At 61.2% G+C, this 24,434-nt stretch carries 18 protein-coding genes; 8 read left to right on the forward strand and 10 right to left on the reverse strand.

All coding sequences use genetic code 11. From position 1 onward, the window contains the following. The first annotated feature begins 2 nt into the window (after positions 1–2). The 3 genes from ACTRWK_RS13705 (at position 3) to ACTRWK_RS13715 (ending at position 4,986) form a co-directional block, all read left to right on the forward strand. A complete protein-coding gene (locus ACTRWK_RS13705; protein ID WP_289081489.1) occupies positions 3–1,730 on the forward strand; it encodes a SulP family inorganic anion transporter in 1,728 nt (575 codons plus the stop codon). 101 nt (positions 1,731–1,831) lie between these two features. After that, on the forward strand, positions 1,832–3,400 hold the full coding sequence (locus ACTRWK_RS13710; protein ID WP_462843955.1) for a class I adenylate-forming enzyme family protein: 1,569 nt from the start codon (positions 1,832–1,834) through the stop codon (positions 3,398–3,400). Between the two features lie 14 nt (positions 3,401–3,414). Beyond that, positions 3,415–4,986: an acetolactate synthase large subunit gene (locus ACTRWK_RS13715; RefSeq protein WP_235183754.1), complete on the forward strand. Its 1,572-nt coding sequence runs from the start codon at positions 3,415–3,417 to the stop codon at positions 4,984–4,986. An 83-nt stretch (positions 4,987–5,069) separates the two neighbouring features. Here ACTRWK_RS13715 and ACTRWK_RS13720 read toward each other — a convergent pair whose 3' ends face one another. The 5 genes from ACTRWK_RS13720 to ACTRWK_RS13740 form a co-directional block, all read right to left on the reverse strand. Continuing rightward, positions 5,070–7,508 (reverse strand): mechanosensitive ion channel domain-containing protein, encoded by a 2,439-nt coding sequence (locus ACTRWK_RS13720; RefSeq protein WP_289081491.1) that lies wholly within the window; start codon positions 7,506–7,508, stop codon positions 5,070–5,072. Between the two features lie 161 nt (positions 7,509–7,669). Continuing rightward, a complete protein-coding gene (locus ACTRWK_RS13725) occupies positions 7,670–8,926 on the reverse strand; it encodes an OpgC family protein (protein ID WP_289081492.1) in 1,257 nt (418 codons plus the stop codon). Next, positions 8,901–10,679 (reverse strand): glucans biosynthesis glucosyltransferase MdoH, encoded by a 1,779-nt coding sequence (gene mdoH, locus ACTRWK_RS13730; protein ID WP_462843956.1) that lies wholly within the window; start codon positions 10,677–10,679, stop codon positions 8,901–8,903. Before mdoH ends, ACTRWK_RS13725 begins: the two co-directional genes overlap by 26 nt. Next, positions 10,672–10,824, reverse strand: a complete 153-nt coding sequence (locus tag ACTRWK_RS13735; protein WP_217621267.1) for a hypothetical protein — start codon at positions 10,822–10,824, stop codon at positions 10,672–10,674. The genes mdoH and ACTRWK_RS13735 overlap by 8 nt, the downstream gene beginning before the upstream one ends. 8 nt (positions 10,825–10,832) lie before the next feature. Beyond that, on the reverse strand, positions 10,833–12,395 hold the full coding sequence (locus tag ACTRWK_RS13740) for an OpgD/OpgG family glucan biosynthesis protein (protein ID WP_289081501.1): 1,563 nt from the start codon (positions 12,393–12,395) through the stop codon (positions 10,833–10,835). A gap of 361 nt (positions 12,396–12,756) precedes the next feature. Here ACTRWK_RS13740 and nhaC point away from each other — a divergent pair, with 361 nt between their 5' ends. Next, positions 12,757–14,250, forward strand: a complete 1,494-nt coding sequence (gene nhaC, locus ACTRWK_RS13745) for a Na+/H+ antiporter NhaC (RefSeq protein ID WP_037944945.1) — start codon at positions 12,757–12,759, stop codon at positions 14,248–14,250. Positions 14,251–14,315: 65 nt separating this feature from the next. Here nhaC and ACTRWK_RS13750 read toward each other — a convergent pair whose 3' ends face one another. The 4 genes from ACTRWK_RS13750 to doeA all read right to left on the reverse strand — a co-directional run bounded on the left by ACTRWK_RS13750 (position 14,316) and on the right by doeA (position 19,635). Continuing rightward, positions 14,316–15,923: a class I adenylate-forming enzyme family protein gene (locus ACTRWK_RS13750; RefSeq protein ID WP_289081494.1), complete on the reverse strand. Its 1,608-nt coding sequence runs from the start codon at positions 15,921–15,923 to the stop codon at positions 14,316–14,318. A 138-nt stretch (positions 15,924–16,061) separates the two neighbouring features. Beyond that, positions 16,062–17,435 carry an aspartate aminotransferase family protein gene (locus ACTRWK_RS13755; protein ID WP_005851997.1) on the reverse strand — a complete coding sequence of 458 codons (1,374 nt, stop codon included), beginning with the start codon at positions 17,433–17,435 and terminating at the stop codon, positions 16,062–16,064. 27 nt (positions 17,436–17,462) lie between these two features. Continuing rightward, on the reverse strand, positions 17,463–18,455 hold the full coding sequence (doeB, locus tag ACTRWK_RS13760; RefSeq protein ID WP_289081495.1) for a N(2)-acetyl-L-2,4-diaminobutanoate deacetylase DoeB: 993 nt from the start codon (positions 18,453–18,455) through the stop codon (positions 17,463–17,465). A gap of 4 nt (positions 18,456–18,459) precedes the next feature. Next, positions 18,460–19,635, reverse strand: coding sequence for an ectoine hydrolase DoeA (gene doeA, locus ACTRWK_RS13765; protein ID WP_005852001.1), 1,176 nt, complete (start codon positions 19,633–19,635; stop codon positions 18,460–18,462). A 118-nt stretch (positions 19,636–19,753) separates the two neighbouring features. On the opposite strand from doeA, the gene ACTRWK_RS13770 reads away from it, so the two are divergent. After that, a complete protein-coding gene (locus ACTRWK_RS13770; protein WP_005852003.1) occupies positions 19,754–20,209 on the forward strand; it encodes an Lrp/AsnC family transcriptional regulator in 456 nt (151 codons plus the stop codon). 21 nt (positions 20,210–20,230) lie between these two features. Here the strand turns inward: ACTRWK_RS13770 and ACTRWK_RS13775 are convergent, their stop codons facing one another. Further along, a complete protein-coding gene (locus tag ACTRWK_RS13775; RefSeq protein ID WP_005852005.1) occupies positions 20,231–20,671 on the reverse strand; it encodes a PACE efflux transporter in 441 nt (146 codons plus the stop codon). 279 nt (positions 20,672–20,950) lie between these two features. Here ACTRWK_RS13775 and ACTRWK_RS13780 point away from each other — a divergent pair, with 279 nt between their 5' ends. The 3 genes from ACTRWK_RS13780 to ACTRWK_RS13790 are packed head-to-tail and all read left to right on the forward strand — an operon-like array spanning position 20,951 to position 24,363. Beyond that, positions 20,951–22,468, forward strand: a complete 1,518-nt coding sequence (locus ACTRWK_RS13780; protein ID WP_289081496.1) for an ATPase domain-containing protein — start codon at positions 20,951–20,953, stop codon at positions 22,466–22,468. An 8-nt stretch (positions 22,469–22,476) separates the two neighbouring features. Next, positions 22,477–23,934 (forward strand): sensor histidine kinase, encoded by a 1,458-nt coding sequence (locus tag ACTRWK_RS13785; protein ID WP_037943620.1) that lies wholly within the window; start codon positions 22,477–22,479, stop codon positions 23,932–23,934. Between the two features lie 48 nt (positions 23,935–23,982). Continuing rightward, entirely contained in the window at positions 23,983–24,363 is a 381-nt protein-coding gene (locus tag ACTRWK_RS13790) for a response regulator (protein ID WP_037943624.1), read from the forward strand. The last annotated feature ends 71 nt before the right edge of the window (positions 24,364–24,434 follow it).

Below are 24,434 nucleotides of genomic sequence, written 5' to 3' on the forward strand. Positions count from 1 at the left end.
AGGTGCGTATCCCTGCCGCTGCCCGCCGCTATCTGCCCGTCCTCGACTGGGGGCGCGACTATGACAGGGCGGCCTTGTCCAATGATCTGATCGCGGCGGTGATCGTCACGATCATGTTGATCCCGCAATCGCTGGCCTATGCGCTGCTGGCGGGGCTGCCGCCCGAAGCGGGGCTCTATGCATCGATCGTGCCGATCCTGCTTTATGCCGTCTTTGGCACCAGTCGCGCGTTGGCGGTGGGGCCGGTGGCGGTGGTGTCGCTGATGACCGCGGCCGCCTTGGGCAATATCGCCGATCAGGGGACGATGGGCTATGCCGTCGCCGCGCTGACGCTGGCCTTGCTGTCTGGGGTGATGCTGCTGGTGATGGGCGTTTTCAAACTGGGGTTTCTGGCGAATTTCCTGTCTCACCCCGTGATCTCGGGCTTTATCACCGCCTCTGGCGTGATCATCGCCGCCAGCCAGATCAAGCATATTCTGGGCATTGATGCCTCTGGCGGCAATCTGGCAGAGCTGCTGATGTCGATCTGGGGCAATCTGGGCACGGTGAACGGGGCGACGGTGGTGATTGGCGTGTCCGCGACGCTGTTTCTGTTCTGGGTGCGCAAGGGGCTGAAACCTTTCCTGCGCGCGCGTGGCGTTGGCCCACGGGCGGCGGATGTGGCGACCAAGGCGGGGCCCGTGGCGGCGGTGGTTGTCACCACATTGGCGGTCTGGACCTTCGATCTTGCGGGGCAGGGCGTCAAGATTGTGGGTGCCGTGCCGCAAAGCCTGCCGCCGCTGACGCTGCCGGACCTGTCATTCGATCTGATGGGCAGCCTGCTGCTGCCGGCTTTTCTGATCTCTGTCATCGGGTTTGTTGAATCCATCTCTGTCGCGCAAACGCTTGCCGCGAAACGGCGTCAGCGGATCAATCCGGATCAAGAGCTGATCGGTCTGGGGGCGGCCAATATCGGCGCGGCCTTTACGGGGGGCTATCCGGTCACGGGGGGCTTTGCGCGGTCTGTGGTGAACTTTGACGCAGGGGCGCAGACACCGGCGGCGGGGGCCTATACCGCCGTGGGGCTGGCCGTGGCCGCACTGGCGCTGACGCCGCTGGTCTTCTTTCTGCCGCAAGCGACCTTGGCTGCGACGATCATCGTGGCCGTGCTGACACTGGTGGATTTCTCGATCCTGAAAAAGGCATGGGGCTATTCCAAATCAGATTTCGCTGCCGTGCTGTCCACCATGCTGATCACCTTGGGCAGCGGGGTCGAATTGGGGGTGACCTGCGGGGTGGTGCTGTCGATCTTTCTGCATCTCTATAAAACCACCAAACCGCATATTGCCGAAGTCGGGCTGGTCCCGGGCACCGAACACTTCCGCAATATCAACCGCCACGAGGTTGAGACCTGCCCCACGGTGCTGACCCTGCGCATCGACGAGAGCCTGTATTTCGCCAACGCGCGGTTCCTGGAGGATTGCATCTACGACCGGCTGGCGGGCAACACGTGTCTGCGCCATGTCGTGCTGATGTGCTCTGCCATCAACGAGATCGACTTTAGCGCGCTGGAATCGCTTGAAGCGATCAACGCGCGGCTGCGTGACATGGGGATCAAACTGCACCTATCCGAGGTCAAAGGCCCCGTCATGGACCGTCTGAAAAAGCAGCATTTCATCTCGGATTTGACAGGCAGCGTGTTCCTGTCCCAGCATGCAGCCTATGTCGCCTTGGGAAAAGCTGCCGCATAGTCACCCATCGTTTGCAAGTTTCTGTTTGATCGTTACAACTGCTGTCAGGGGCTGCGGAACGGCGTTCCGCAGCGGGGAGAGAACTATTTCAGGACAGTGATATGATACCGATCAATCCGCCGGCACCGGCGACGACACCCACGAAAACCATCGTCGAGGTCGTGCGCGACAACGCCAAAGCACATCCGGAAAAACTTGCGCTGGTCTGTGACGGGCAAACCGTCAGCTGGGGGGCATTCGACCAGCGCATCAACAAGATCGCCAATCTGCTGCTGTCGCTGGGGGTGAGCAAGGGTGACAACATCGCGATCATCTCGCCCAACTCCATCCCCTATGCAGAGCTGTTTATGGGCATCCTGCGGGCAGGGGCCTGCGTGACGCCGCTGTCGACGATGGCGTCCCCCGATGCGCTGCAAAAGATGCTGACCGACTGCGGCGCGCGCGCGATCTTTGTCGCGGCGCAATACCTGGAACTGGTCGATGACTTTATCGCTGATCTGGATCTGGCGCGCTTTGCCATTGATTTCGACCACCCCGCGTTTCAGCCTTATGGCGCTGCGGTTGACGGGGCTTCGGACTCCGACCCCGAAATCCAGATCGAGATGTCGGATGCGTTCAACCTGATCTATTCCTCGGGCACGACCGGCACGCCCAAGGGCATCTTGCACAATCACTGGATGCGGTCGGCGCAGATGGACCGCGTGTCGCCCAACGGATATGACGATAACGCCCGCACGCTGCTGTCGACGCCGCTGTATTCCAACACAACGATCGTGTCCTTCTTGCCGACGCTTTATGGCGGCTCGACCGTCTATCTGATGCCGAAGTTCGACGCCCGCGGGTACCTCGAGATCGTGCAGCGTGAAAAGATCACCCACACGATGCTGGTGCCTGTGCAATACAAACGTATCATGGACGTGGCTGACTTTGACGCCTTCGACCTGTCATCGATGCAGGTGAAATTCTCTACCTCCGCGCCGCTGCGGGCCGAGGTCAAGGCGGATGTGCTGGCGCGCTTCCCCGGCAAGCTGCTGGAATACTACGGTCTGACCGAAGGCGGCGGGGTCACGGTGCTGAATTCTGCCGAACATCCCGACAAGCTGCATACGGTGGGCCAGCCTGCGCCGGGCAATGAAATCCGCCTGATTGACGAAACGGGCAAAGAGGTTCCCAAGGGCACCGTGGGCGAAATTTGCGGTCGCGGGCCGACGATGATGGCGGGGTATTTCGGGCGCGATGACCTGACGGCTGACTACATCTGGCGCGACGCAGCGGGCAACGTCTTCTTCCGCTCGGGTGATATGGGCCGTTTTGACGAGGACGGCTTTTTGATCCTGTCGGACCGCAAGAAAGATATGATCATCTCGGGCGGGTTGAACATCTATGCCGACGATCTTGAACTGGTGTTGTTGGCCGACCCCGATGTGACGGATGCCGCCGTGATCGGCGTGCCCTCTGACGCTTGGGGCGAAACGCCTTACGGGTTGGTGGTGCTGCGCGAGGGGGCGACGCGTTCGGGCGATGATATCTGCGCTGACGCCAACGCCAAACTGGGTAAAAGCCAGCGTCTGTCGGCGGTGGAACTGCGCGAAGAACTGCCGCGCAGCTCTATCGGGAAGATCCTCAAGAAAGAATTGCGCGCGCCCTTCTGGGCGGCGGTTTCTGCGTGAACAAGGAAGATGACATGAGCGACCAAGACGATACAGACCAGATGAACGGGGCCGATAGCCTTGTGCAGACGCTGCTCGATAGTGGGCTTGATACCTGTTTCACTAATCCCGGCACGTCGGAAATGCACTTTGTTGCCGCGCTGGATCACGTGCCCGGCATGCGGTCGATCCTTGTCCTGCAAGAGGGCGTGGCGACGGGGGCGGCGGATGGGTACTACCGTATGGCCGGCAAGCCCGCCTGCACCCTGCTGCACCTTGGGCCAGGGCTCGCCAACGGGTTGTCGAACCTGCACAACGCGAAAAAGGCAGGCTCGGGCGTGGTGAATATTGTCGGCGAACATGCGGTCACGCATATCGAGCTGGACGCGCCGCTGACCTCTGACATCGAAGGGATCGCGCGGCCCGTGTCCCATTGGGTGCATACATCCATGTCGGCGGCGGATGTGGGCGCGGATGCCGCCCGTGCGGTGCAGGCGGCAAATGTGGCACCGGGGCAGGTGGCGACGCTGATGCTGCCCAGTGACACCGCCTGGAACGAAGGCGGCGCTGTCGCGCCCGCGCTAGAGCCTGCACAGCGCCCTGCCTTCGACGCGGCGGCGTTGGAGGAAGCCGTCGCCGCGCTGTCCGGCCCCGACAGCCTGCTGCTGTTGGGCGGTGCCGCGCTCAGCGCCGAGATGCTTGAGATTGCGGGGCGGATCGCGGCCAAGACGGGCTGCAAACTGCTAAGCGAATGGGCCAATGCGCGGCAGGAACGCGGGGCAGGGCGTGTGGTGGTCAACCGCGTGCCCTATCCCATCGATCAGGCGCTAGAGACGCTGGCCCCGTTCAAGCGCATCGTTCTGCTGGGCGCACGCGCACCCATCGGTTTTTTCGCCTATCCGAACAAGCCCGCGATCCTGACCGCCGAGGGCACGCAGATCACCAACCTCTGCACCACCGCGCAGGATATCGCGGGGGCGCTGGAAGCGCTGTGCGGCAATGTGGGTGCGGCGGACACTCCGCCCGCCCATGTGGCCGAAGCCGCCACCCCCGACAAACCCAGCGGCCCGTTGGAGCCGGGCGGCATCGCGCAAGCCCTAGCGCGCACCATCCCCGAGGATGCGATTGTCATCGACGAGGCGATCACCACAGGCCGCGCGTTCTTCCCCGCAACAGCAGGGGCCCCCAAGCACACTTGGGTGAACAACTGCGGCGGGTCCATCGGCTATGGCATGCCCGTGGCGATCGGGGCGGCCGTGGCCTGCCCTGACCGCAAGGTGATGGCGCTGATCGGGGATGGCAGCGCGATGTACACGGTGCAAGCGCTTTGGACGATGGCGCGAGAGGGGCTGGACATCACCATCGTGATCTTCGCCAACCGCGTCTACAAGATCCTGCGCGGCGAGCTGACCAATGTCGGCGTCAGCAATGCGGGCCCCAAGGCGATGGATATGCTGTCGCTTGACCAGCCGACGCTGGAATTTGCACAGATGGCAAAGTCGATGGGGGTAGAGGCGACGCAAGTCACAGATTGCGAAGCGCTTGAGCTCGCGATCGAGACAGGGTTGGCGCATAAAGGTCCGTATCTGATCGAAGCGGTGATGTAGCGCCTGCGCCAACTACCCGACACGAAAAGGCCCCCGATCAGCGTTGATCGGGGGCCTTTTTCTATTTCAGTCATCCGCGTCTGTTAGCGGTCTGCACCACCGTCGCCGTCGGCATCATCGCTGTCCGGCACATCGTCTGCCTCGATCGGCTTGGACACGGTTTTGGTCGGCGGCAGGCCTGTGTCCTGCGCGGCGGGGCCTTCGATCTTGAACGGCTGGGTGGTGCCGTCCTTGTTCTCGCCCAGCCAGATGGTCTGCTGCGGGAAGGGGATCTCGATCCCGCGCTCGTCAAAGACCGTCTTGAGGTAGCCGTTGTACATACGCCCGATGCCCCATTGCTTGCCGGGATCGGTCTTGATCCGCACGCGTAGCACCACGGCGCTGTCACCAAGGGATTGCACGCCGAACCATTCCAGCTCTCCCATGATGCTATTGGCGATCTCTGGCTCGTTCTCCATCATGCGGTCGAAGGCGTCGAACATGGCCTGCTTGGCCTCTTCGACATTCTCGCGGTAGGCGATGCCCATGTCACAGACCGTGTAGGAGAAGCCGCGCATATAGTTGCTGACCACATCAACGGTAGAGAAGGGGATCATGTGGAATGCGCCTTGCACATCGCGCAGCGAGACAGAGCGCACCGACAGCTTTTCGACGGTGCCAGTGGTGCCGCCCACGGTGATCACATCGCCCACGTTGATGACATTCTCGAACTGAATGAACACACCGGTGATGATGTCTTGCACCATCTTCTGCGCGCCGAAACCAATCGCCAGACCCAAGACCCCGGCAGAGGCAAGCAGTGGCCCGATATCCAGCCCGATCTCGCTCAGCACGAACATCAGTGTGAGGATGATCAGCGTAATGGTCGCCGCGTTGCGCAGCAAGGTCAGCAGGGTGGTTTCCCGCGAGGTTGGCACAGCCCCGTATTCAGGGTTCAGCTTGTAGTCGACAAAGGATGTCAGCGCGAGCCAGATGCCGAAGGCCACCGTCAGGATTAACCCGACAGAGATCAGCGCCTTGGTCACCGCCAGCCCGACCTGCCCCTCAAGCCAGCTGCGCATGTCGATCGTGCCGATTACGTCCAGCGTAAAGAACAGCACGCAGACCAGCAGGAACAGCCGCAAGGCGCTGAAGGCGCGGGGGACAAAGGTGTTGATGCGACGTTCCAGCAGCGGCAGCTTGGCGTTCACGTCCTCGGGCAGTGAAATGCCGCGGTGCACGGCCTGAGCCAACCAGCCGGACAGCAGGGCGGCGATGATGATCGCGGCAAGGATCTTGCCCGACCCGACAATCGCGTTCAGCGTGACCTCGGCGGGCTGGGTCATGACCACGATGAACATCACCGCGATATAGGCCAGCGCGAACCAGTGCCAGATGCCTGCCAACCCGTGCAGCGTGCGCGCGATAAAGCCGCGGCGCGCCTTTGCGATGGTGGCCGGATCGACACCCTCGGCGGCTTGCGCCTCGCTGGGGTCGGCCTCGCTTTGCAGCCAGCGGGTGACGGCCTTGCGACGGCGCAGCACGATGTAGACAAAATACAGCAGCACCAGAACCGACAGAAGGGCCGACACGCCAGCGCCCGCGGCCGTGTTGACGCTTTGGTTGACGATTGGCACGACCAGCAGTTGCCCGTAGCCCAGAACACTGACCACGATGCTCAGATAGCGGGTCAGCGCCGCGGCGGCCTTGTCACCGACGGGCACCAGACGCAGGCCCGACGCAACCGGCGACAGGAACGACCGGATGACGACTTTGGTCATTTCGACCAGCAGGAAGGCGTTCAGATACATCGACTGGCGGATGCCGATCTGCCCGACTTCGCCAACGGCGAGGATGGTGATCAGATAACCAGCGGCCCAAGCCACGACCACGATAAAGGCGTCCAGCAGGTTCGACCCCAGAAACAGCCCGATAGAGCGGAAGAGGCCCACATGTTCAGCCGTGCGCCCCATGCGCGCATACAGCCCCCGCGCAAGGTAGCGCAGCACCACAAAGAGCGCGACGGTGATCGCAATGACCGCAAGCAGGCCGGGGATCGCTTCCAGCAATACGGTCAGCTCCGCACCGCTGAGGCCAGAGAAAACCTTGCCGCCGCGTTCGAACCCGTTCCAGAAAGAGGTGAGCGTGCTTACCGTGTCTTGGCCGATCTGCTGGGTGATCAGGGCGATTTGTCGCCCGACCGATACCCCTTCGGCATCCGCGGCTTCGGTGATCGTTTCAATCGCGGGGTTTGCATCACCCGCGGGGGCGCCCGAGGCATCCAGCGACTTTTCAAGGTCCGCGATCAGCGCCGCGCGGGCGTCATCGTCCTTAAGCACTTCAAGCAGGGTATCCAGCGGTGCCTTCGCCTCTGCCTCGGGTGTCGTTTCGGTTGTTTCCGTGTCGGAAGACCCGCCACCGGTGAACAGCGATTGCGCCTGCGCCGCGAAGGGGGCGAGCGTCAGGAAGAGTGCCACCACAAGCCCCGTCAGTACGTAGAGCCACCCTTGGGTTGGCATCGCGATCTTTCCGGTTTTTGACATGGGGGCCTCTTTCAACACACTAAATTACACTACGAGATAGGGGAACATTCCCTATTTCCACTGTTTTTCGCTTATGGGCGGTCTTGGACGTAAAGAAAACCCGATGGCAGGGCAAGTCTGCGCATCGGGCGGTCTTTCGGTCATGGCACTAACGGGCTTGTTTACGCTGTGGAACTGCCGGTGATCACCTCGGCGCGCGGGGCCTCGGCTTTGGTCGGGGCGGGCTGCTTTGGCTGCGGCTGTTTGCGTGCGGCTTCGGCCAGCAGGGCGGCGGCATAGCACACAGCGATGGCGGCCAGCGGCAGGGTCCACGGCAGGGCGGTGACCGTAGGTTCGACATCCATCATGATCTGTCCGGCCAGTGCAAGGATCGTCCCTAGTCCAAAGACCAGCAGGCCGTGGCTGCCCATCAGACGCAAGGGGGCGGCATAGCGGTGTGCGCAGATGCGGGTCACCACGGGAAGGCACGAAAGCACATAGACCAGCGCGAGGATATGCACCAAGCGCGGCAGCGCGAGCATCGACTTGTTGTGCGTCGTGATGTTGCTGGGAAGGCCAAGCCCGCCAAGCTGCGCCATCTTGTGATTCATGAACGATCCCAGACCGGGCACGTAGCGCCAGGCAAAGATAAACAGCAACAGACCAAGCGCCAGCTTGAACAGGATCGGAGAGTTGCGGACCAACCGTTCGTCCTTGCGATGACGCACGCCAATGGCAAGGCCGATGACAAAGATGAACTGCCAGGTGAGCGGGTTGAAGAACCAGCCGCCGCCACCGGGGTGGTTCGGGATGGTCAGTCGGGTGGCTCCTGCATAAAGCCAGAACGCCCCCGCAACGGCCAAGGTCGTGCGCGGCGCGTAAAGCACAGCGGCGATCAGCGCAGGGCCTGCCAGCAGCAAGACGGTATAGGACGGCAGAATATTCACATAGCCGATCTGGTATCCCAGCGTGACCAGCCCCGCCATCGCGGCACCGGTCTGGTCATACAAAAGGGCGAGGTTGTGCATCACGCGAAATTCCGAGCGCATAAACGTATCTGCCGCCCAGGCATAAAGACCGATGGCCGCGACCGTCAGCACGATATGCACGATATAAAGCTGCCACGCCCGTCGCCACAGCGGGGCCATCGCATCCCAAAGACGCAGCTCGCCCGACATCCAGCGGCCAATGGCAGGGGAATAGGCGATGCCCGCCGCGATGCCCGACATGATAAAGAACGCCTCTGCCGCGTCGGAGAACCCGATATTGCGGATGGTCAGATGCTCCCACGGGTTGCCGGGCATGTGGTCGATGATGATCATGATCAGCGCCAGCCCGCGAAACGCATCGATGCGCGGATCGCGGGCGCGGCGCGGCAGGTCGACCCCGCGCCGGATGGGAATAAGCTGCGCGTCAGGCCGGTTGGACGATTGTGTCATGCGACGATCCTTCTGGGGCGGCACCCGATCTCAGGTTGTCGCGATATGCTGCAATGACGGCGGGCGTGGCCCGTTCTTGCGGCGTGGTAAAGACTTGGCCGGTGCTCTCGTGCGAGGTCACGGCGATCAACAGCGGCGCGATGGACATGGGCAGCGTCACCGGCAAGAGCCAGAAGATCAGGTTCGGCACCCAAAGATAGACGGCAACAGTGACCGCGACCCCGAACAGCGATACCCAACGGCTGGCACGCCAGCTTTCGGCGAGGGTAAGCCGCCCTTCGCCGCGTGCGGTTGCAGGCCAGCCGCCATCCTTGCCCGCAAAGACCTCGGCGACGGCGCGGCTTTGATACATCAGCATCACGGGCGCAATCAGCGCGGTCAGCAGGATTTCAGACAGGACAGAGCCAAGCGCGCGCAGCGCCCCGCCGAACCCCTTGGCGCGGCCCGTTGCAGCCGCTTCGCCAAAGATCGCGAGCTTGGGCAGCAACAACAGCCCACCGATCCCAAAGGCAAGCGCCACGATCTGGAAGGTCTTGTCGTCGGGGAAGACGGGGAAAAGCTGATAGGCGTTGGGGAAATAATCAGGGCTGGCATTGGTCGCAGCGGCCAGCAGCGACACGATCAGGAAGGCCCCCCAAGCGACCGATACCAGATAGGCCATGATCCCCTGGACAAAGACGAACCGGCTCCACCCGTGCAGGCCGGGGGCACCGACCAGACGCATGTGTTGCAGGTTGCCCTGACACCAGCGGCGATCACGGCGCGCAAAGGCGAGCAGATTGTCGGGGCCTTCCTCGAAGGAACCGGCGATGCGGGGGTCCATCTCGACGCGCCAGCCGCCGCGTACCAGCAGGGCGGCTTCGACATAATCATGGCTTAGGATGGTGCCGCCGAAAGGGGCGGGGCCGCTGAGCTCTGGCAGGCCGCAGCATTGCGACAGGGCGCGCACACGGGCGATGGCATTATGCCCCCAGAAGGGGCCCGCGCGCCCCTGCATACGGGCCAGACCGCGTGCAAAAACCGGCGAATGAAAGCTGGCAGAGAATTGCATCGCGCGGCCAAACAGCGACCCCGCGCCAAAGATCTTGGGCAGGGTTTGCAGCAGGCCAAGGCTCGGATCTGCCTCCATCCGTGCGACAAGATGGCGGATCGTGTCGCCCTCCATCAGGCTGTCGGCGTCAAGGATCACGACGTATTCATAGGCCCCGCCGGATTTGCGGATGAAATCCTCGACGTTGCCCGCCTTGCGGCCATAACGCTCTGTTCGGTTGCGGTAGTAGACCGGGTTCGCAGCGCTTTCATTGCCCAACAGCGTGGCCAGCGCCGCGCGCTCTGCGATCAGGGCGTCGGGGTCAAAGGTGTCGGACAGAATGGCGAAATCGACGGGTACGTTCGCGGCCTGCATGGATTGGCGCATTGCCATAATGCGCGCGCAAACCTCGGTCGGGTTTTCGTTGCAGATCGGCACAAGGATCGCCGTCGGGGGGAAATCCGCGTTGCTCAGGTCCATATCAGGGAGGGGATCGAAAGAAGGCACGCCCAAAAACGCCTGCCCCGCCCCCCAGGCCAACCAAGCCGTCGTAAGCGCGATAAGCGCCACGGCGAAGCCGTCCCAGATATCAAATCCGGTATTAAGCCCTGCCTGCGCCAGCGTCGCGGCTGCCGCTGTTGCGCATAGCAAGGCAAAGCAAATGGCACCAACGCGGCTGACCCGCGTGGCACCATCGCGTAAATAAGAGGGCATGTCAGGCATTACGCATGAAGATGCGGCTCACCACCTCGAACAGGGAGGGGCGAGCATCATGCTCTAGCACCTGCCGCGGCATATCCAGCGGGGCAGGGCGAGGCGCATAACGGTCAAAGTCGGTCATTTGTTCGGTGGTCGCAGGTGATGTCACAGACGTATTCATTCTTTCAGCCATTGGTATACCCAAGTCTCGGTCAAGCTACGGTCGCCCGCGACCAGATTGGCGCGCAGTTCAACCGTTGCATCAGTTTCGGCGACGACCTCTAGAACCAGTCGCCACATGTGATCGTGGCCGTCGATCTGCTGCAGTACTTGTCCTGCAACTGTGCCGCCGGCGATGTTTACATTGGCTTCAACAACGTTCTCGGCGTTTGGTTCCCCTAAAGTTGCACCTTCGAAGTCGATGACAAACTTTCGGCGATCATTGCGCGGTTTTACGCCCGCGATGCCCCCATTTCCGGCAAGAGTGCGCGATACTTGGGCAAGTGTCGAAGACGCGCCGGGCGGGTTCATCCCCCAGTTCAGACGGTAGGAAATGCTTTTGCTATCCCCCGCCGCGAACCCGTTCTTGTAGGTCCAGAAGGCGACAATGTTGTCGTTCCCCTCCAGATCCGACGGGATCTCGATCAAGCGGACCATGCCTTCGCCCCAGTCCCCTTTTGGTTCGACCATCAGCGTCGGGCGCAGCTCGTAGTGGGCTTCGGCGTCCAGATAGTCGTCAAAGGCACGGTGGCGCTGCACAAGGCCAAAGGATTTCGGCGATTGCGCCCCAAAGTATGAATTGGCGAGCTTGGGCGGGTTGTTCAGCACGCGGAACAGCGTGTCTTGGCCGGTGTTGACCACCAGCGCCTCGCTGTCGTGGACGCGGGCACGGTAATCGTCAAAGCCACCCTGATCGTTCAGGCCGAACAGATACATCGATGTTAGCGGCGCGACGCCCAGTTGCTGCACGTCCTGGCGGAAGAACAGTTCGGTGGTCACATCCATCGTGGTGGTGGCACCGGGGGTCACAGTGAACTTGTAGGCCCCCACGACCGACTGGCTTTCCAGCAGGGCGTAAAAGGTCATCTTCGTCTCGCCGGGTGCGGGACGCTGCAGCCAGAAGGCGCTAAAGCGGGGGAATTCCTCGGGTTCGGAGGTGGCAGTGTTCACCGCAAGCCCGCGCGCGCTCAGGCCATAGCGGTTGCCCGCCCCCAAGGCACGGAAGTAGCTCGCCCCGAGGAAAGACACGATCTCGTCGAACTGCTGCGGATCGTTCAGCGGCGCATTCATGCGGAAGCCCGCGACGCCGGGCAGTTCGGTACCGGTCGGGATCTTTTCAAGCGCTTTGGACTGGTAGATGAAATCATCCGAGGTAAAGCCAAGCGGCTGCGCCTTGTCATTGACGATCTCGTAGAGCGACACGGTGCCGTCAAACAGCCAGCCGGGGTGATAGGCATGTACCACCGCCTGCGCCGCAGGGCCTTTCCAGATCGCGCTGTCCTCGCGGAAACGGATGTTGCGGTAATCGTCATAGTCCAGCGTGGTAAAAGGCTCGCCCAGTTGCGTCGGCGCGGTGTACTCTTCACCCGCGAGGCTGCGTGCCCGTTCGATCAGAATATCAAAGGAAAAAGGCTCCGCCGTATCACTGGCCTGCGCCCAAGCAGCAGTGTCTTGCAAACCGGTTGTAGCAGCGAAAGCCAAAGTTGCCCCCCCTGCGCGCAATACTGACCGGCGAGACATCGGGCGGGAGCGAGACAAATGATGCATCAAAAATGATTCCTGTTCGTTGCTGCATTGCAGAATTCATATAATTACGCGGGAAGTTCAATAACATGAAGCATGATGCGCAAAATTTTGCTGCACAGTGCGGGGTTTACGCGAAAATCGCGAAATCAGCGCGGCATCATCCGGCAATATTTGCAAAGACATAGCGCCTCTGAGTGCAGGTTTTGTCTAGCCTCTTTGAAATACAGCGGAAAATTGCCGGAAATTGCGTTCAATCGCCCTAGAATAAGATTGGTTGGCATCACAGGCCCGCAATGCCACCCTAAAGGGAATCTGTGTGTGTATCAGTAAACAAGAATACAAAAACGAGGACAAAATGGACAATAAAGACCTTCCATCGCTCCCGCTGGCGCTGCTGCCCGTCGTTCTGACGCTTGGCCTTCTGGCGCTGCAACTTTTCTACTATGGCGACTTCACGCCGCATATTCCCCTCATCCTCGGATTGGCCATCACGTCCCTGCTGGGTGTGTTTCGCGGTCAGACGTGGATGGACATCCGCGAAGGCGTGTTCCACGTGATCCACGTGTCGATGCCGTCACTGGCGGTGTTGATCGTGGTCGGCATGATCGTCGGCGTCTGGATCGCGTCGGGCACGGTGCCTACGCTGATCTATTACGGGCTGACCTTGCTGACCCCGTCGATTTTTCTGGCAGCCGCGATGATCCTCTGTGCAGTGGTTTCCCTGTCGTTGGGGACCAGCTGGGGCACAGTCGGCACCATTGGTCTGGCGCTGATGGGGATCGGTGCGGGTTTCGGTATCCCGGCCTATTGGACCGCCGGTGCGGTCGTGTCGGGCGCGTTCTTTGGCGATAAGGTATCGCCGCTGTCGGACACCACGAACCTCGCGCCTGCGGTGACGGGCACGAATGTATTCGACCACATCAAGAACATGCTGCCCACGACCGTCCCTGCGATGATCATCGCGCTGGTGATCTATGTGGTCGTCGGCTTCATGCTGATCGAAGAGGGTGCAGGCGACGTCAGCAGTATCAATCAGATCACAACCGGTCTGGAGGAACGCTTTAGCCTCGGGATCATCCCGTTGACGCCTGCCTTGATCGTGATTGTGCTGGCGCTGATGAAAAAGCCGCCGCTGCCGTCGCTGTTTGCCGGTGTTCTGGCCGGTGGGCTGGTGGCGATCTTCTGGCAGGGTGCGGGGCTGCATGACGTGTTCGCCTTTGCGCAGTCTGGCTATTCCATCGACACGGGCATCGCCGACATCGACAGCCTGCTGAACGCGGGCGGCATCCAGTCGATGATGTGGACCATTTCGCTGATGTTGATTGCCTTGGGCTTTGGCGGCGCGCTAGAGCGCACCGGCTGTCTGGAGGCGATCATTCTGGCGATCGTCAGCCGCGTGAAAAGCTTTGGCGCGGTACAAAGCTCGGCCATCGGGACGGCCTTTGCGACCAATATGGTTGCGGGTGATCCTTATATCTCTATCGCGCTGCCGGGGCGTATGTACGCGCCCTTGTACCGCGGGATGGGCTATTCGACCCTGAACCTCAGCCGCGCGGTGGAAGAGGGCGGCACGCTGATGAGCCCGCTGATCCCGTGGAACGCCGGTGGTGCCTTTGTGATCTCGGCTTTGGGGCTGGGGGTCATGGACGGTAACCTGACCAACCTGCTGTATATCCCGCTGGCCTTTGCCTGCTGGACGGCACCGCTGATCGGTGTGTTCTATGCGGTGACCGGTCTGTTCTCGCCCAAAGCGACGGACGAAGATCGCGCCGAATGGGACAAATCCGGCGAAGACATCATGGACCTTGGCGACCATGAGCTCGCCTACGAGCAACCGGCCGCGACCTGATCGCGCCTGAACCGACACAGATGAAAGCCGCAGCGCCTATGAGCGCTGCGGCTTTTTTCATGCCCTCAGGCCTGCGCCTTCAGCCTGTCGCGAAGCGTGTTCTTGACGATCTTGCCATTGGCGTTGCGCGGCAGGGGATCGGGGTCGAACGTCGCGAAATCGGGGGCTTTGTAGTCCGCCATCTTTGTGCGTGCGAAAGCCTTGATCGCATCAAGATCCAGCGCGGTATCCGTGGTGTGGATGAACACATGCATCTTCTCCCCCAGCACCGGATCAGGGCAGCCGATGGCGGCACATTCGATCACGGAGGGGTGGGCGGTCAGGGCGTTCTCGACCTCGGCGCTGTAGATGTTATAGCCGCCGCGAATGATCATATCCTTGCGGCGGTCGTGCAGACAGATGAACCCTTCGGCATCGCGTGACCCCATGTCGCCGCTTTTCCAGTAGCCATCGTGAAACTCGGAGGCAGTGCGGTCTGGGTTGTCCCAATAGCCGGGCACGGTCATCGCGCCCTTGATCCAAAGCTCCCCATGGGTGCCGTCGGGCACGTCGTTGCCCTGAGGATCGACAATGCGGATGTCGGCGCAGGGCACGGCGATGCCGATGCTATCCGCGCGTTTGGTGCCGAACCCCATCGGCAGGATCGTCACGGCAGAGGTAAGCTCCGTCGCGCCATAGGCGTTCATCAGGCAGAGGTTCGGCAGCTTTTCCGACAGCTCGGTGATGGTGGATTGCGGCATCGGCGCGCCGCCGTAGCCCCCGATCCGCCAGTGTTGCAGGTCGTAGTCATCGACGTTGCAGCGCAGCAGGAACAGGTTGTACATCGCTGGCACCATCAGCGTCTGTGTGACTTTCTCGTCGGCGGTCAGCGACAGGAATTCATGGGCACCGAAGACCTCCATCATCACGGTGCAGCCTGCGGTTTGCAGCATAGTAAAGACGGTGGCGACCAGCCCGGTCACATGGCTTGCGGGCACGCCCAGCAGCGACCGTTCACCGGCCCCCAGCTCCATGCAAAGCTCGAAATGCATCGCGGAATGGACGATGTTCAGATGGGTCAGCGTCGCCCCTTTGGGCTGGCCTGTGGTGCCCGAGGTATAGAGGATCACCGCGATGTCATCCTCGTGCAGCGGCACGGCGTCGGTCAGCGGGGTCTGCGCGGGCAGCGTGTCAAACGCGTCGGACCCCGCCGCTGTGCCGCCAACGCAAAAGCGGTGGGTCAGCCCGGGCAGATCGGTGGGTGCGGGCAGGCGGTCGGCGACATCCATGCCATGCACGGCGATCTTGGCCCCGCATTGACGCAGGATAAACGCCAGCTCTGGCGTGCCTTCGCGGATGTTGATCGGCACGGCAATCGCGCCAAGCCGCAGACAGCCCATCATTGTCGCGATGAACTCCCAGCGGTTCGACAGCAGCAGCGCAACGCGGTCGCCCTTTTCGACCCCACGGGCGCGCAGCCCTGCGGCGATGCGGCCCACGTGCAAGTCAAGCTCGGTATAGGACAGTCTGGTCTCGCCGCTGACCACGGCCTCTTGATCGGGGGCGCGGGCAAGGGCCGCGGCGAGCATGGCGTTCAGGTCGGCGGGGCGATCCTTGAAGCATTTGATCTCGCGACCGTCAAAATGGGTTTCTGTTTGTATGCGATCCGTGATCGCCTGTGACCAATGTGGCATCTGCGCTCCTCCCGTAGCTTGGGGTAGTCATTGCGCAAACAATCAGGGGCTGCAACGCCCAAGCGCCGTGTTAGCGCCCGCATTACGCCCCACCTGTGGGGGCCGGTTCGCCCTGCGAAACAAGGCGAACCGGGGCGTTTATCCCAGCACGGTTTTTACCGCATCCGCGGTCGCGGCGACGACGGTATCGACCTCTGCGCGGGTGATGCAGAAGGGCGGGGCAAAGCCGGTGATGTCGCCTTGGGGCATGGCGCGGGCGATCACGCCGCGTTCCAGCATCGCGGCAGAGATCGCGGCCCCCACCTTGGCAGCAGGATCAAGCGGCGTGGCGTCTGCCTTGTCGGCCACATATTCCACCGCGCACAGCAGCCCTTCGCCACGGATGTCCCCCACATTTGGATGATCGCCAAGCGCCTCTTTCATCGAGGCGTTCAGATATCCGCCCACCTCGGCCGCGTTGCTGACAAGGTTCAGGTCGTCGATGAGCTTGAGGTTCGCGACACCCGCCGCGGCACAGATCGGATGCGCCGAATAGGTCCAGCCGTGACCGATGGGGCCGTTCTCGTCCGTGCCCTGTTCCAGCACTTTCCACATCCGGTCCGATACGATCGACCCCGACAGCGGCGCATAGGCCGAGGTCAGACCCTTGGCAATGGTGATCAGATCGGGTTTCAGCCCATAGTGTTCCGACCCGAACATCGTCCCCAGACGGCCAAAGCCGGTCACGACCTCATCCGCGATCAGCAGGATGTCGTGGCGGTTCAGCACCTCTTGGATCGCGTCCCAATATCCGGCGGGCGGGGGCACGATGCCGCCGGTCCCCAATACGGGTTCCCCGATAAAGGCCGCGATGGTGTCCGGCCCTTCGGCTTGGATCAACGCTTCAAGCGCGTTGGCGCATTGCGCGGTAAATTCCGCCTCAGTCTGGGTGCGGTCCTTGCGGCGGTAGTAATAGGGCGCGTCCGTGTGGATCACGGGGTTCATCGGCAGGTCGAATTTATCGTGGAACAGCGACAGGCCGGTCAGCGATCCGGTCATCAGCCCCGACCCGTGGTAGCCGCGCCAGCGCGAGATGATTTTCTTTTTCTGCGGGCGACCAAGGATGTTGTTGTAGTACCAGACGAGCTTGATGTTCGTCTCGTTCGCGTCCGAGCCGGACAGACCGAAATAGACCTTGGACATATGCGCCGGTGCGCGGTCCATGATCATCTTGGCCAGCGTGATAGACGTCTCTGTCCCGTGACCCACATAGGAATGGTAATAGGCCAGCTGATGCGCCTGTTCGGCGATGGCGTCGGCGACTTCGGTCCGGCCATAGCCTGCGTTCACGCAATAGAGCCCGGCAAAGGCGTCCAGCATCCGGTTGCCATCGCGGTCCTCGATATGGACGCCCGACGCCCCTGTGATCACCCGCGTCGCGGATTCACCCCGCGCATGCTGTGCTAAATGCGTAGAGGGATGGAAAAAGTTTTCGCGGTCCCATGTGGCGAGTTGATCATCATTGCGAAGCATAGGTCAGGCTTTCTGTTTAGGAGAGTTTCAAGTGAGTTCGGTGGCCAACACGGCAAGGCAATCGCCCGGCTGTGCCAGTCCGGGGTGGTGGCGGGCGATCACGATGCCCCCCATCTGGGCGCGGATCTCACGCGGGGGCAGGCCCGTATGCTGGCTGTCCCATAGACGCGCGATCAGGTCGCCTTCGGCCACTGTGTCGCCAAGGGTGACGTTGAAATCGACCAGCCCACCGTGGTTGGTGACGTGAAAACAACGGTCGTCGTCTTGCGACAGCATGCGCGATGGCGCAGTGACGGGCTGGCCTTGCAGGATACCGGCGTGGATCAGCAGATTGCGCACCCCTTTGCGTGCGATCTGCGCGGTTTCAGGCGTGGCAGTGCCGCCGCCACCCAATTCGGTGGTGACGAATGTCTTGCCCATCGTCTCTGCCGCGTCGTCATACATGCCAAGCGCGTCGATCTCGCGCATCTCGACACTGAAAGGCGCGTTGAACGCATCGCGCGCGGCGCGGCAGCGGGCCTGTTGGTCAGGGTCGTCCAGCGTGTGACAGGCGGCGAAGGGCAGAAAATCCAGCGTTTTGCCGCCCGAATGGAAATCAAGCACGACATCCGCCATCGGCAGCAGCACCCGTTGAAAGTAATCCGCAATCTTCTGGGTGGGGGTGCCATCGGGGCGGCCGGGGAAGCTGCGGTTCATGTTCACCCCGTCCAGCGGAGACACCCGCGTCCCCGCTATAAAGGCGGGGTGGTTCATGAAGGGGAGGATGATCACGCGACCCGTGACATCCTTGGCCTGCAAGGTCTGGGCGAGCTCGACCAAGGCCAGCGGCCCTTCGTATTCGTCGCCGTGGTTGCCTCCGGTCAGCAAGGCAGAGGGGCCGTCGCCGTTTTTCACTTGGGTCACCGGAATCTGGATCGCCCCCCAAGCGCTGTCATTGCGGCTGTAGGGCAGGCGCAGATAGCCGTGCTGCACGCCGTCGCACTCGAAATCGATGGTGGCCGAAATAGGATTGTCCCGCATGGCGCTATTCCTTGATCACAAGCGCACGCGGGGTGGTGCACAGGCATTCGACACCGGTTTGCGTGATGACAATCGGCTCTGTGATCTCGATCCCGCCGTCGTCAAGCCAAAGGGCGGGCATAAAGTGGAAGGTCATGCCGGGTTCCAGCACGGTGGTATCTCCTGCGCGGAACGACATGGTGCGTTCGCCCCAGTCCGGAGGGTAGGACAGGCCGATCGCATAGCCGCAGCGGCTGTCTTTCTCGAACCCGCGGTTGCGCAGGGTGGTGTTGAAGGCGCGGGCGATGTCTTCGCAGCGGTTGCCGGGTTTGGCCTGCTCTAGCCCGGCATCAATCGCTTCGAGCACGGCATTCTCTGCATGCAGATACTTCTGCGGAGGCTTGCCCAAGAACAAGGTACGCGACTGTGGACATTGATAGCGTCGGTGCGCGCCCGCGATTTCAAAGAACGTGCCTTCGTTGTTGCGCAGGGGGGCATCGTCCCATGTGATATGCGGCGCGGTGGCATCTAGACCCGAGGGCGTCATGGGCACGCAGGCGGGGTAGTCGCCCCAATGCCCTTCGGCCCCGCTGACGGAGGCGTGATAGATATCCGCGATCAAATCGTTCTTGCGCATCCCGACCTCGGCCTTTTCGCGGATCACCTCGTGCATCCGTTCAACGATCCGCGCGGCGCGGCGCATATATTCAAGCTCGGTCGGGGATTTCACCGCACGTTGCCAGTTCACCAGCGCCGTGGCGTTCTGGATATTGACGCCCGGCAGCCGCGTTTGCAGCGTCAAGAATGCCGAAGCGGTAAAGTAATAGTTGTCCAGTTCGAACCCGATGCGCGCGTTTTCTAGCCCGCGGTCCGCGATGAGACGGGCGAGATCCTCCATCGGGTGTTTGTCGGGGTTCTGGACGTAGGTGTCATCATAGCCGACGATATTGTCATCATCCAGATAGGTGGTGCGCTGGGCACCGGCGCTGTCCATGGCGCGACCCCACCAGACGGGCTGGCCTTCGTGGGTCAGCAGCACGCCTTGATGCACGTAGAACGACCACCCGTCATAGCCCGCCAACCACGCCATATTGGACGGATCGGTGACAAACAGCGCGTCCAGCCCGCGGTTAGCCATTTCGGCGCGTGTTTTCGCCAGACGTGCTGCATATTCGTGCTGTGTAAAAGAATGGTCGATCATGTGGGGATTCCTGCCAGGGTATTGTGCGAGTTTAGCTTTTTCGCGCTGTGCATTTATGCGAATAATGCGGCTACGCGGGTAAAAGCTGCAAACTTTTGTAAGATATGGGGAATTTAGGATGATTGACGCGATAGACCGGAAAATCCTGCATCACGTGCAACGCGACAATCTGCTCACCAGCGCGCGCCTTTCCGAACTGGTCGGGCTGTCGCAAACCTCGGTCCAGCGGCGCCTTGCGCGGTTGCGTGCGACCAAGGCGATCGAGGCCGATATCGCCGTCGTCTCGCCCGAGGCCGTGGGCCGTCCCCTGACCATGCTCATCGCGGTGGAACTGGCGCGGGAACGGTCCGATATCATCGACCGTTTCAAGCGGGCGGTGCGGGAACGGGCAGAAGTGATGAGCGCCTACTACGTGACCGGAGAGACTGACTTTATGCTGATCGTCAGCGCCAAGGACATGCAGGATTACGAGGCGTTCACCCGCGATTTTTTCTACAACAACCCCGATATCAAAGGGTTCAAAACCACCGTGGTGATGGACCGGATCAAGGCGTCATTCACCTTGCCGGTCTGATCACCACGATGGGTTGGTGGGCTAGGCGCTTTCCGCCTGCTTTTGCGACCATTCGGGCAGCGGAAAAAGCGTGTCGTAGATCAGGTTAAACACGTAGGAATAAACGAGGTAGAATGCCGCCAGTGCGATATCCAGCACGAAGGCATCCCACAGGCTGATCCCCAGATACCACGCGATGAAGGGCAGCAGAACCATCAGCAGCCCCGCCTCGAACGCCAGCGCGTGCAGCACCCGGACGATGCGCGATTTCAGGGTGGTTCCAGTCAGCCGTTGTAAGGCCAAGTCGAAAAGCACGTTATAGCCAAGGTTCCAAAGCGTCGCGAGCGTGGCGCTGACAATGCCCACGACACCAAAGTCATGTAGGGGCACGTTAAACAGGATCGCGCCTGCGGGGATCACAAGGATCAGCGCGATAACTTCAAAACTGATGGCGTGGCGAAGACGGTCAAATGCAGAGCGCATGTTATACCTCATTGAAGGGCCGGGTCGTCCCGACAGTTTTCCATTCAGGGGAGGTCGTCCTCACACTGCAATAGGTGGCAAAGCCGCGCGGGTTTTTCAAGAGCAATCGGGCCACCGCCCCTTTACCGAACAGTCCCGCGGGTTATCCGGCACTCTGGCGTTCTATCGATACAAATCGATTTGCTTGAATATTCATCATTGAGTAAAATACGGCGGATACATGGGCCCACTGCTGGAGTAAGGGCACCGTAAGAGTATGATACGAGTGGGGTGCAAGTAATGGGCGATCGTACCGCTGGGGCGGCGCAGACGCGGCTGTCGACAGGGACGTCTGGTTTGGATGATGTGCTGTGTGGCGGGTTGACCCCGCATCGGCTGTATCTTGTCGAGGGGACGCCGGGGTCCGGCAAAACAACGCTTGCGTTGAAGTTCCTGATGAATGGTCGCGAAAATGGTGAGCGCGGGCTTTATATCACGCTTTCCGAAACGGTTGATGAGCTCACCGCTGTCGCACAGTCCCACTCCTGGACGCTAGACGATATTGATCTGTACGAGCTGGTCGCGGAAGATGAGTACAGCTCTGATCGGGAGCAATCCTTGCTGCACCCAAGCGAAGTCGAACTCGGGGAGACCGTGCGTGGTATCATCAATCTGGTGGAAGAGAATAATCCGACCCGTGTCGTTCTCGACAGCCTGTCAGAGCTGCGCTTGCTGGCGCAGAACCCGCTGCGCTACCGTCGGCAAATCCTGGCGCTAAAGCACTTCTTTGCGCGGCGTAATTGCACGGTCTTGATGCTGGACGACCGCACGGCTGAACCGGGGGATCTACAGCTTCACTCCATCGCGCATGGCGTCGTCTCGCTTGAACAATTGGCCAATGATTTCGGGTCGGAACGGCGCCGGTTGCGTGTGATCAAGATGCGCGGCCTGAAGTATCACGGCGGCTATCACGATTTTACCATCGAAAAGGGTGGGTTGTGCGTCTACCCGCGCCTGATCGCGGCGGATCATGCGCGCGATTTTTCGGCTGATGCGGTGACAACGGGGCTGGACGAACTCGACGCTTTGCTGGGCGGGGGGCTTGTGCCCGGTACCAACGCGCTGCTGGCCGGTCCTGCTGGTGTGGGCAAGACAACGACGGCGGTGCGCTGCATGCTGGCCGCGTTGAACCGAGGCGAGAAAGCCGCGTATTTCCTGTTCGACGAGCGGCTGTCGACGTTGCTTACCCGCTCGCGGGCGCTTGGCATGGACGTGCAGCCGTTCATCGACAACGGGCAGTTGGAAATCCGGCAGATCGATCCGGCGGAACTGTCGCCCGGTGAATTCGCCAGCGCGGTGCGCACGACGGTCGAAAAGGACGGGGTAAGCGTTGTCGCGATCGACAGCCTCAACGCCTATTTGCACGCCATGCCAAGTGACAATTTCCTTGTGCTACAGATGCATGAACTGCTCAGCTATCTCGCGCAGCAGGGCGTGGTGTCGCTGATGATCCTTGGGCAACATGGTGTCACAGGGGAACTGCGGACCGACATCGATATCAGCTATCTTGCGGATACCGTCATGATGCTGCGGTTTTTCGAGGCCGAAGGCGAAGTGCGCAAATCCATCGCGGTGATCAAGACCCGTACGTCTGACCATGAACGCAGCATCCGTGAGTTCAAGATCGACGCGACTGGTATCGTGATCGGCGAACCTATCCGCAGTTTCTCGGGCGTGTTGTCGGGGACGCCGGTGTTCACGCAGCGCACAGACGCGCTTTTGCAGCTCGATCCTCAAACCAGCGACGGTACAAAGTGACACCACAAATGGCATCGTCATCCGAACCAGAGACCCCGGATGATGCGCTTTTGGTCTCTGTCGGTATTCTCGCGCCACGTGGACGGGATGCGGCTGTCGCCGGGCAGTTGCTCGACCAGCATGATATTGCATCGACATCCGTCGCCTCCCTTGGGGAGCTTGCGGGCCTCGTCGGGCGGCAAATCGGCGCGATTTTGGTGACCGAAGAGGCGCTGGCAGGCGTCGGGGTCGATACCTTGCAAGAGGCGCTGGCCGCGCAGCCCCCGTGGTCGGATGTCCCGTTTATCGTGCTGGCCAATGGCACGTCCTCCAGCCGTAGCAACCACGCGGCGGCAAGGATTGACCAGCTGAGCAACGCGGTGCTCTTGTCGCGCCCTTTGCACGCAGAGGAGCTGGTACGCTCGGTTCGCTCCGCGCTCAAGGCGCGGCGGCGGCAGCATGAGGCGCGCAAACATCTGGAGCAGCTTGAACTGCGGGAACGTCAGCTGTTCGAGAGTGAGGCCAAGTTCCACGCGATTGCGAATTCGGTCGATCAGATGATCTGGTCCACTTTGCCGGACGGGTTTCACGATTATTACAACGACCGCTGGTATGAATTCACCGGTGTGCCCGAAGGATCGACTGACGGCGAGGGCTGGAACGGCATGTTCCATCCCGACGATCAGGAAAAAGCCTGGGCGCGTTGGGGTCACAGTCTTGAGACCGGCGAGCACTATGAAATCGAATATCGCCTGCGGCACCGCACGGGGCAGTATCGGTGGGTGCTGGGGCGTGCCCAGCCTGTGCGCGACGAGGCCGGACGGATCACGCGCTGGTATGGCACCTGCACGGATATACACGAGATCAAGGTCGCCGAAGAACAGCGGCAGCTGATGCTGGGCGAGATGAACCATCGGGTGAAAAATACCCTTGCGATGGTCAATGTCATGGTGTCGCAGACGCTGCGTCAGTCCGAAAACCTGAAGGATGCACAGGTCGCTATCCAGTCGCGTATCGGCATGATGGCGCAGGCGCATGACCGTTTGATCAAGGCCGCATGGGCACAGACCCGTATCCTCGAGGTGATCGAGGCCGCGTTGGCCCCTCATCGGACGGGTGAGGGACGGTTCGCGATAGAGGGGCCGGATGTGCCGATCGGGTCCAAACAGGCGCTGGCCTTGACGATGGCGCTGCACGAACTGTCGACCAACGCCACGAAATACGGCGCTTTGTCCGGTGACGGGGACGACGGCAAGATTGCGGTGCGGTGGAAGGTCGCTCGGGCAAGCGATGGCGCAGAGGTGTTTCACCTCAGCTGGACCGAAAGCGGCGGCCCATTGGTCACACCGCCAAGCCGCAAGGGCTTTGGCAGCCGGATGATAGAACAAGCGCTCGCCGGATATTTTAACGGATCGGCGGAACTAAACTACGCGCCAGAGGGTTTGAGCTTTATGCTACAAGCTCCACTGGCAGGTTTGACGATCTAAGAATGGTGCTCTGCAAGCCCATTGATCATTAATGAAAGCTGTCCAAACGTGGATTATCAGAACCTACCCGCCGTGCTGATCGTAGAAGATGAACCGCTGATCCGTATGGGGGCCGTCGATATGATCGAAGAGGCCGGCTTTAAGACCTATGAAGCCGGATCGGCCGACGAAGCCATCGAAGTGATGCAGACGCAATCTGATATTGGCATCCTGTTCACCGATATAGATATGCCCGGCACCATGAACGGGCTCAAACTGGCGGCCTATGTGCGCACGACCTGGCCTCCGGTGGTGATCATGATCGCGTCGGGCGTGATCGAACTTGACGAAGCGGATGTGCCAAGCGGGGCTGCCTTTGTGCCCAAGCCCTATGCCACGAACCATGTGACCAAGATGTTGCACGAAGCCACAGGGCAGGTGGGGGCCTGATCTTGCGGTCAGGTGCGCCTGGCGGCACGAATTGCCCAGATCAAAACTGGTAGAATGCGGCAGCTGCGCTA

This window comes from Sulfitobacter sp. G5_S2_6_S6 (genome assembly GCF_054968505.1).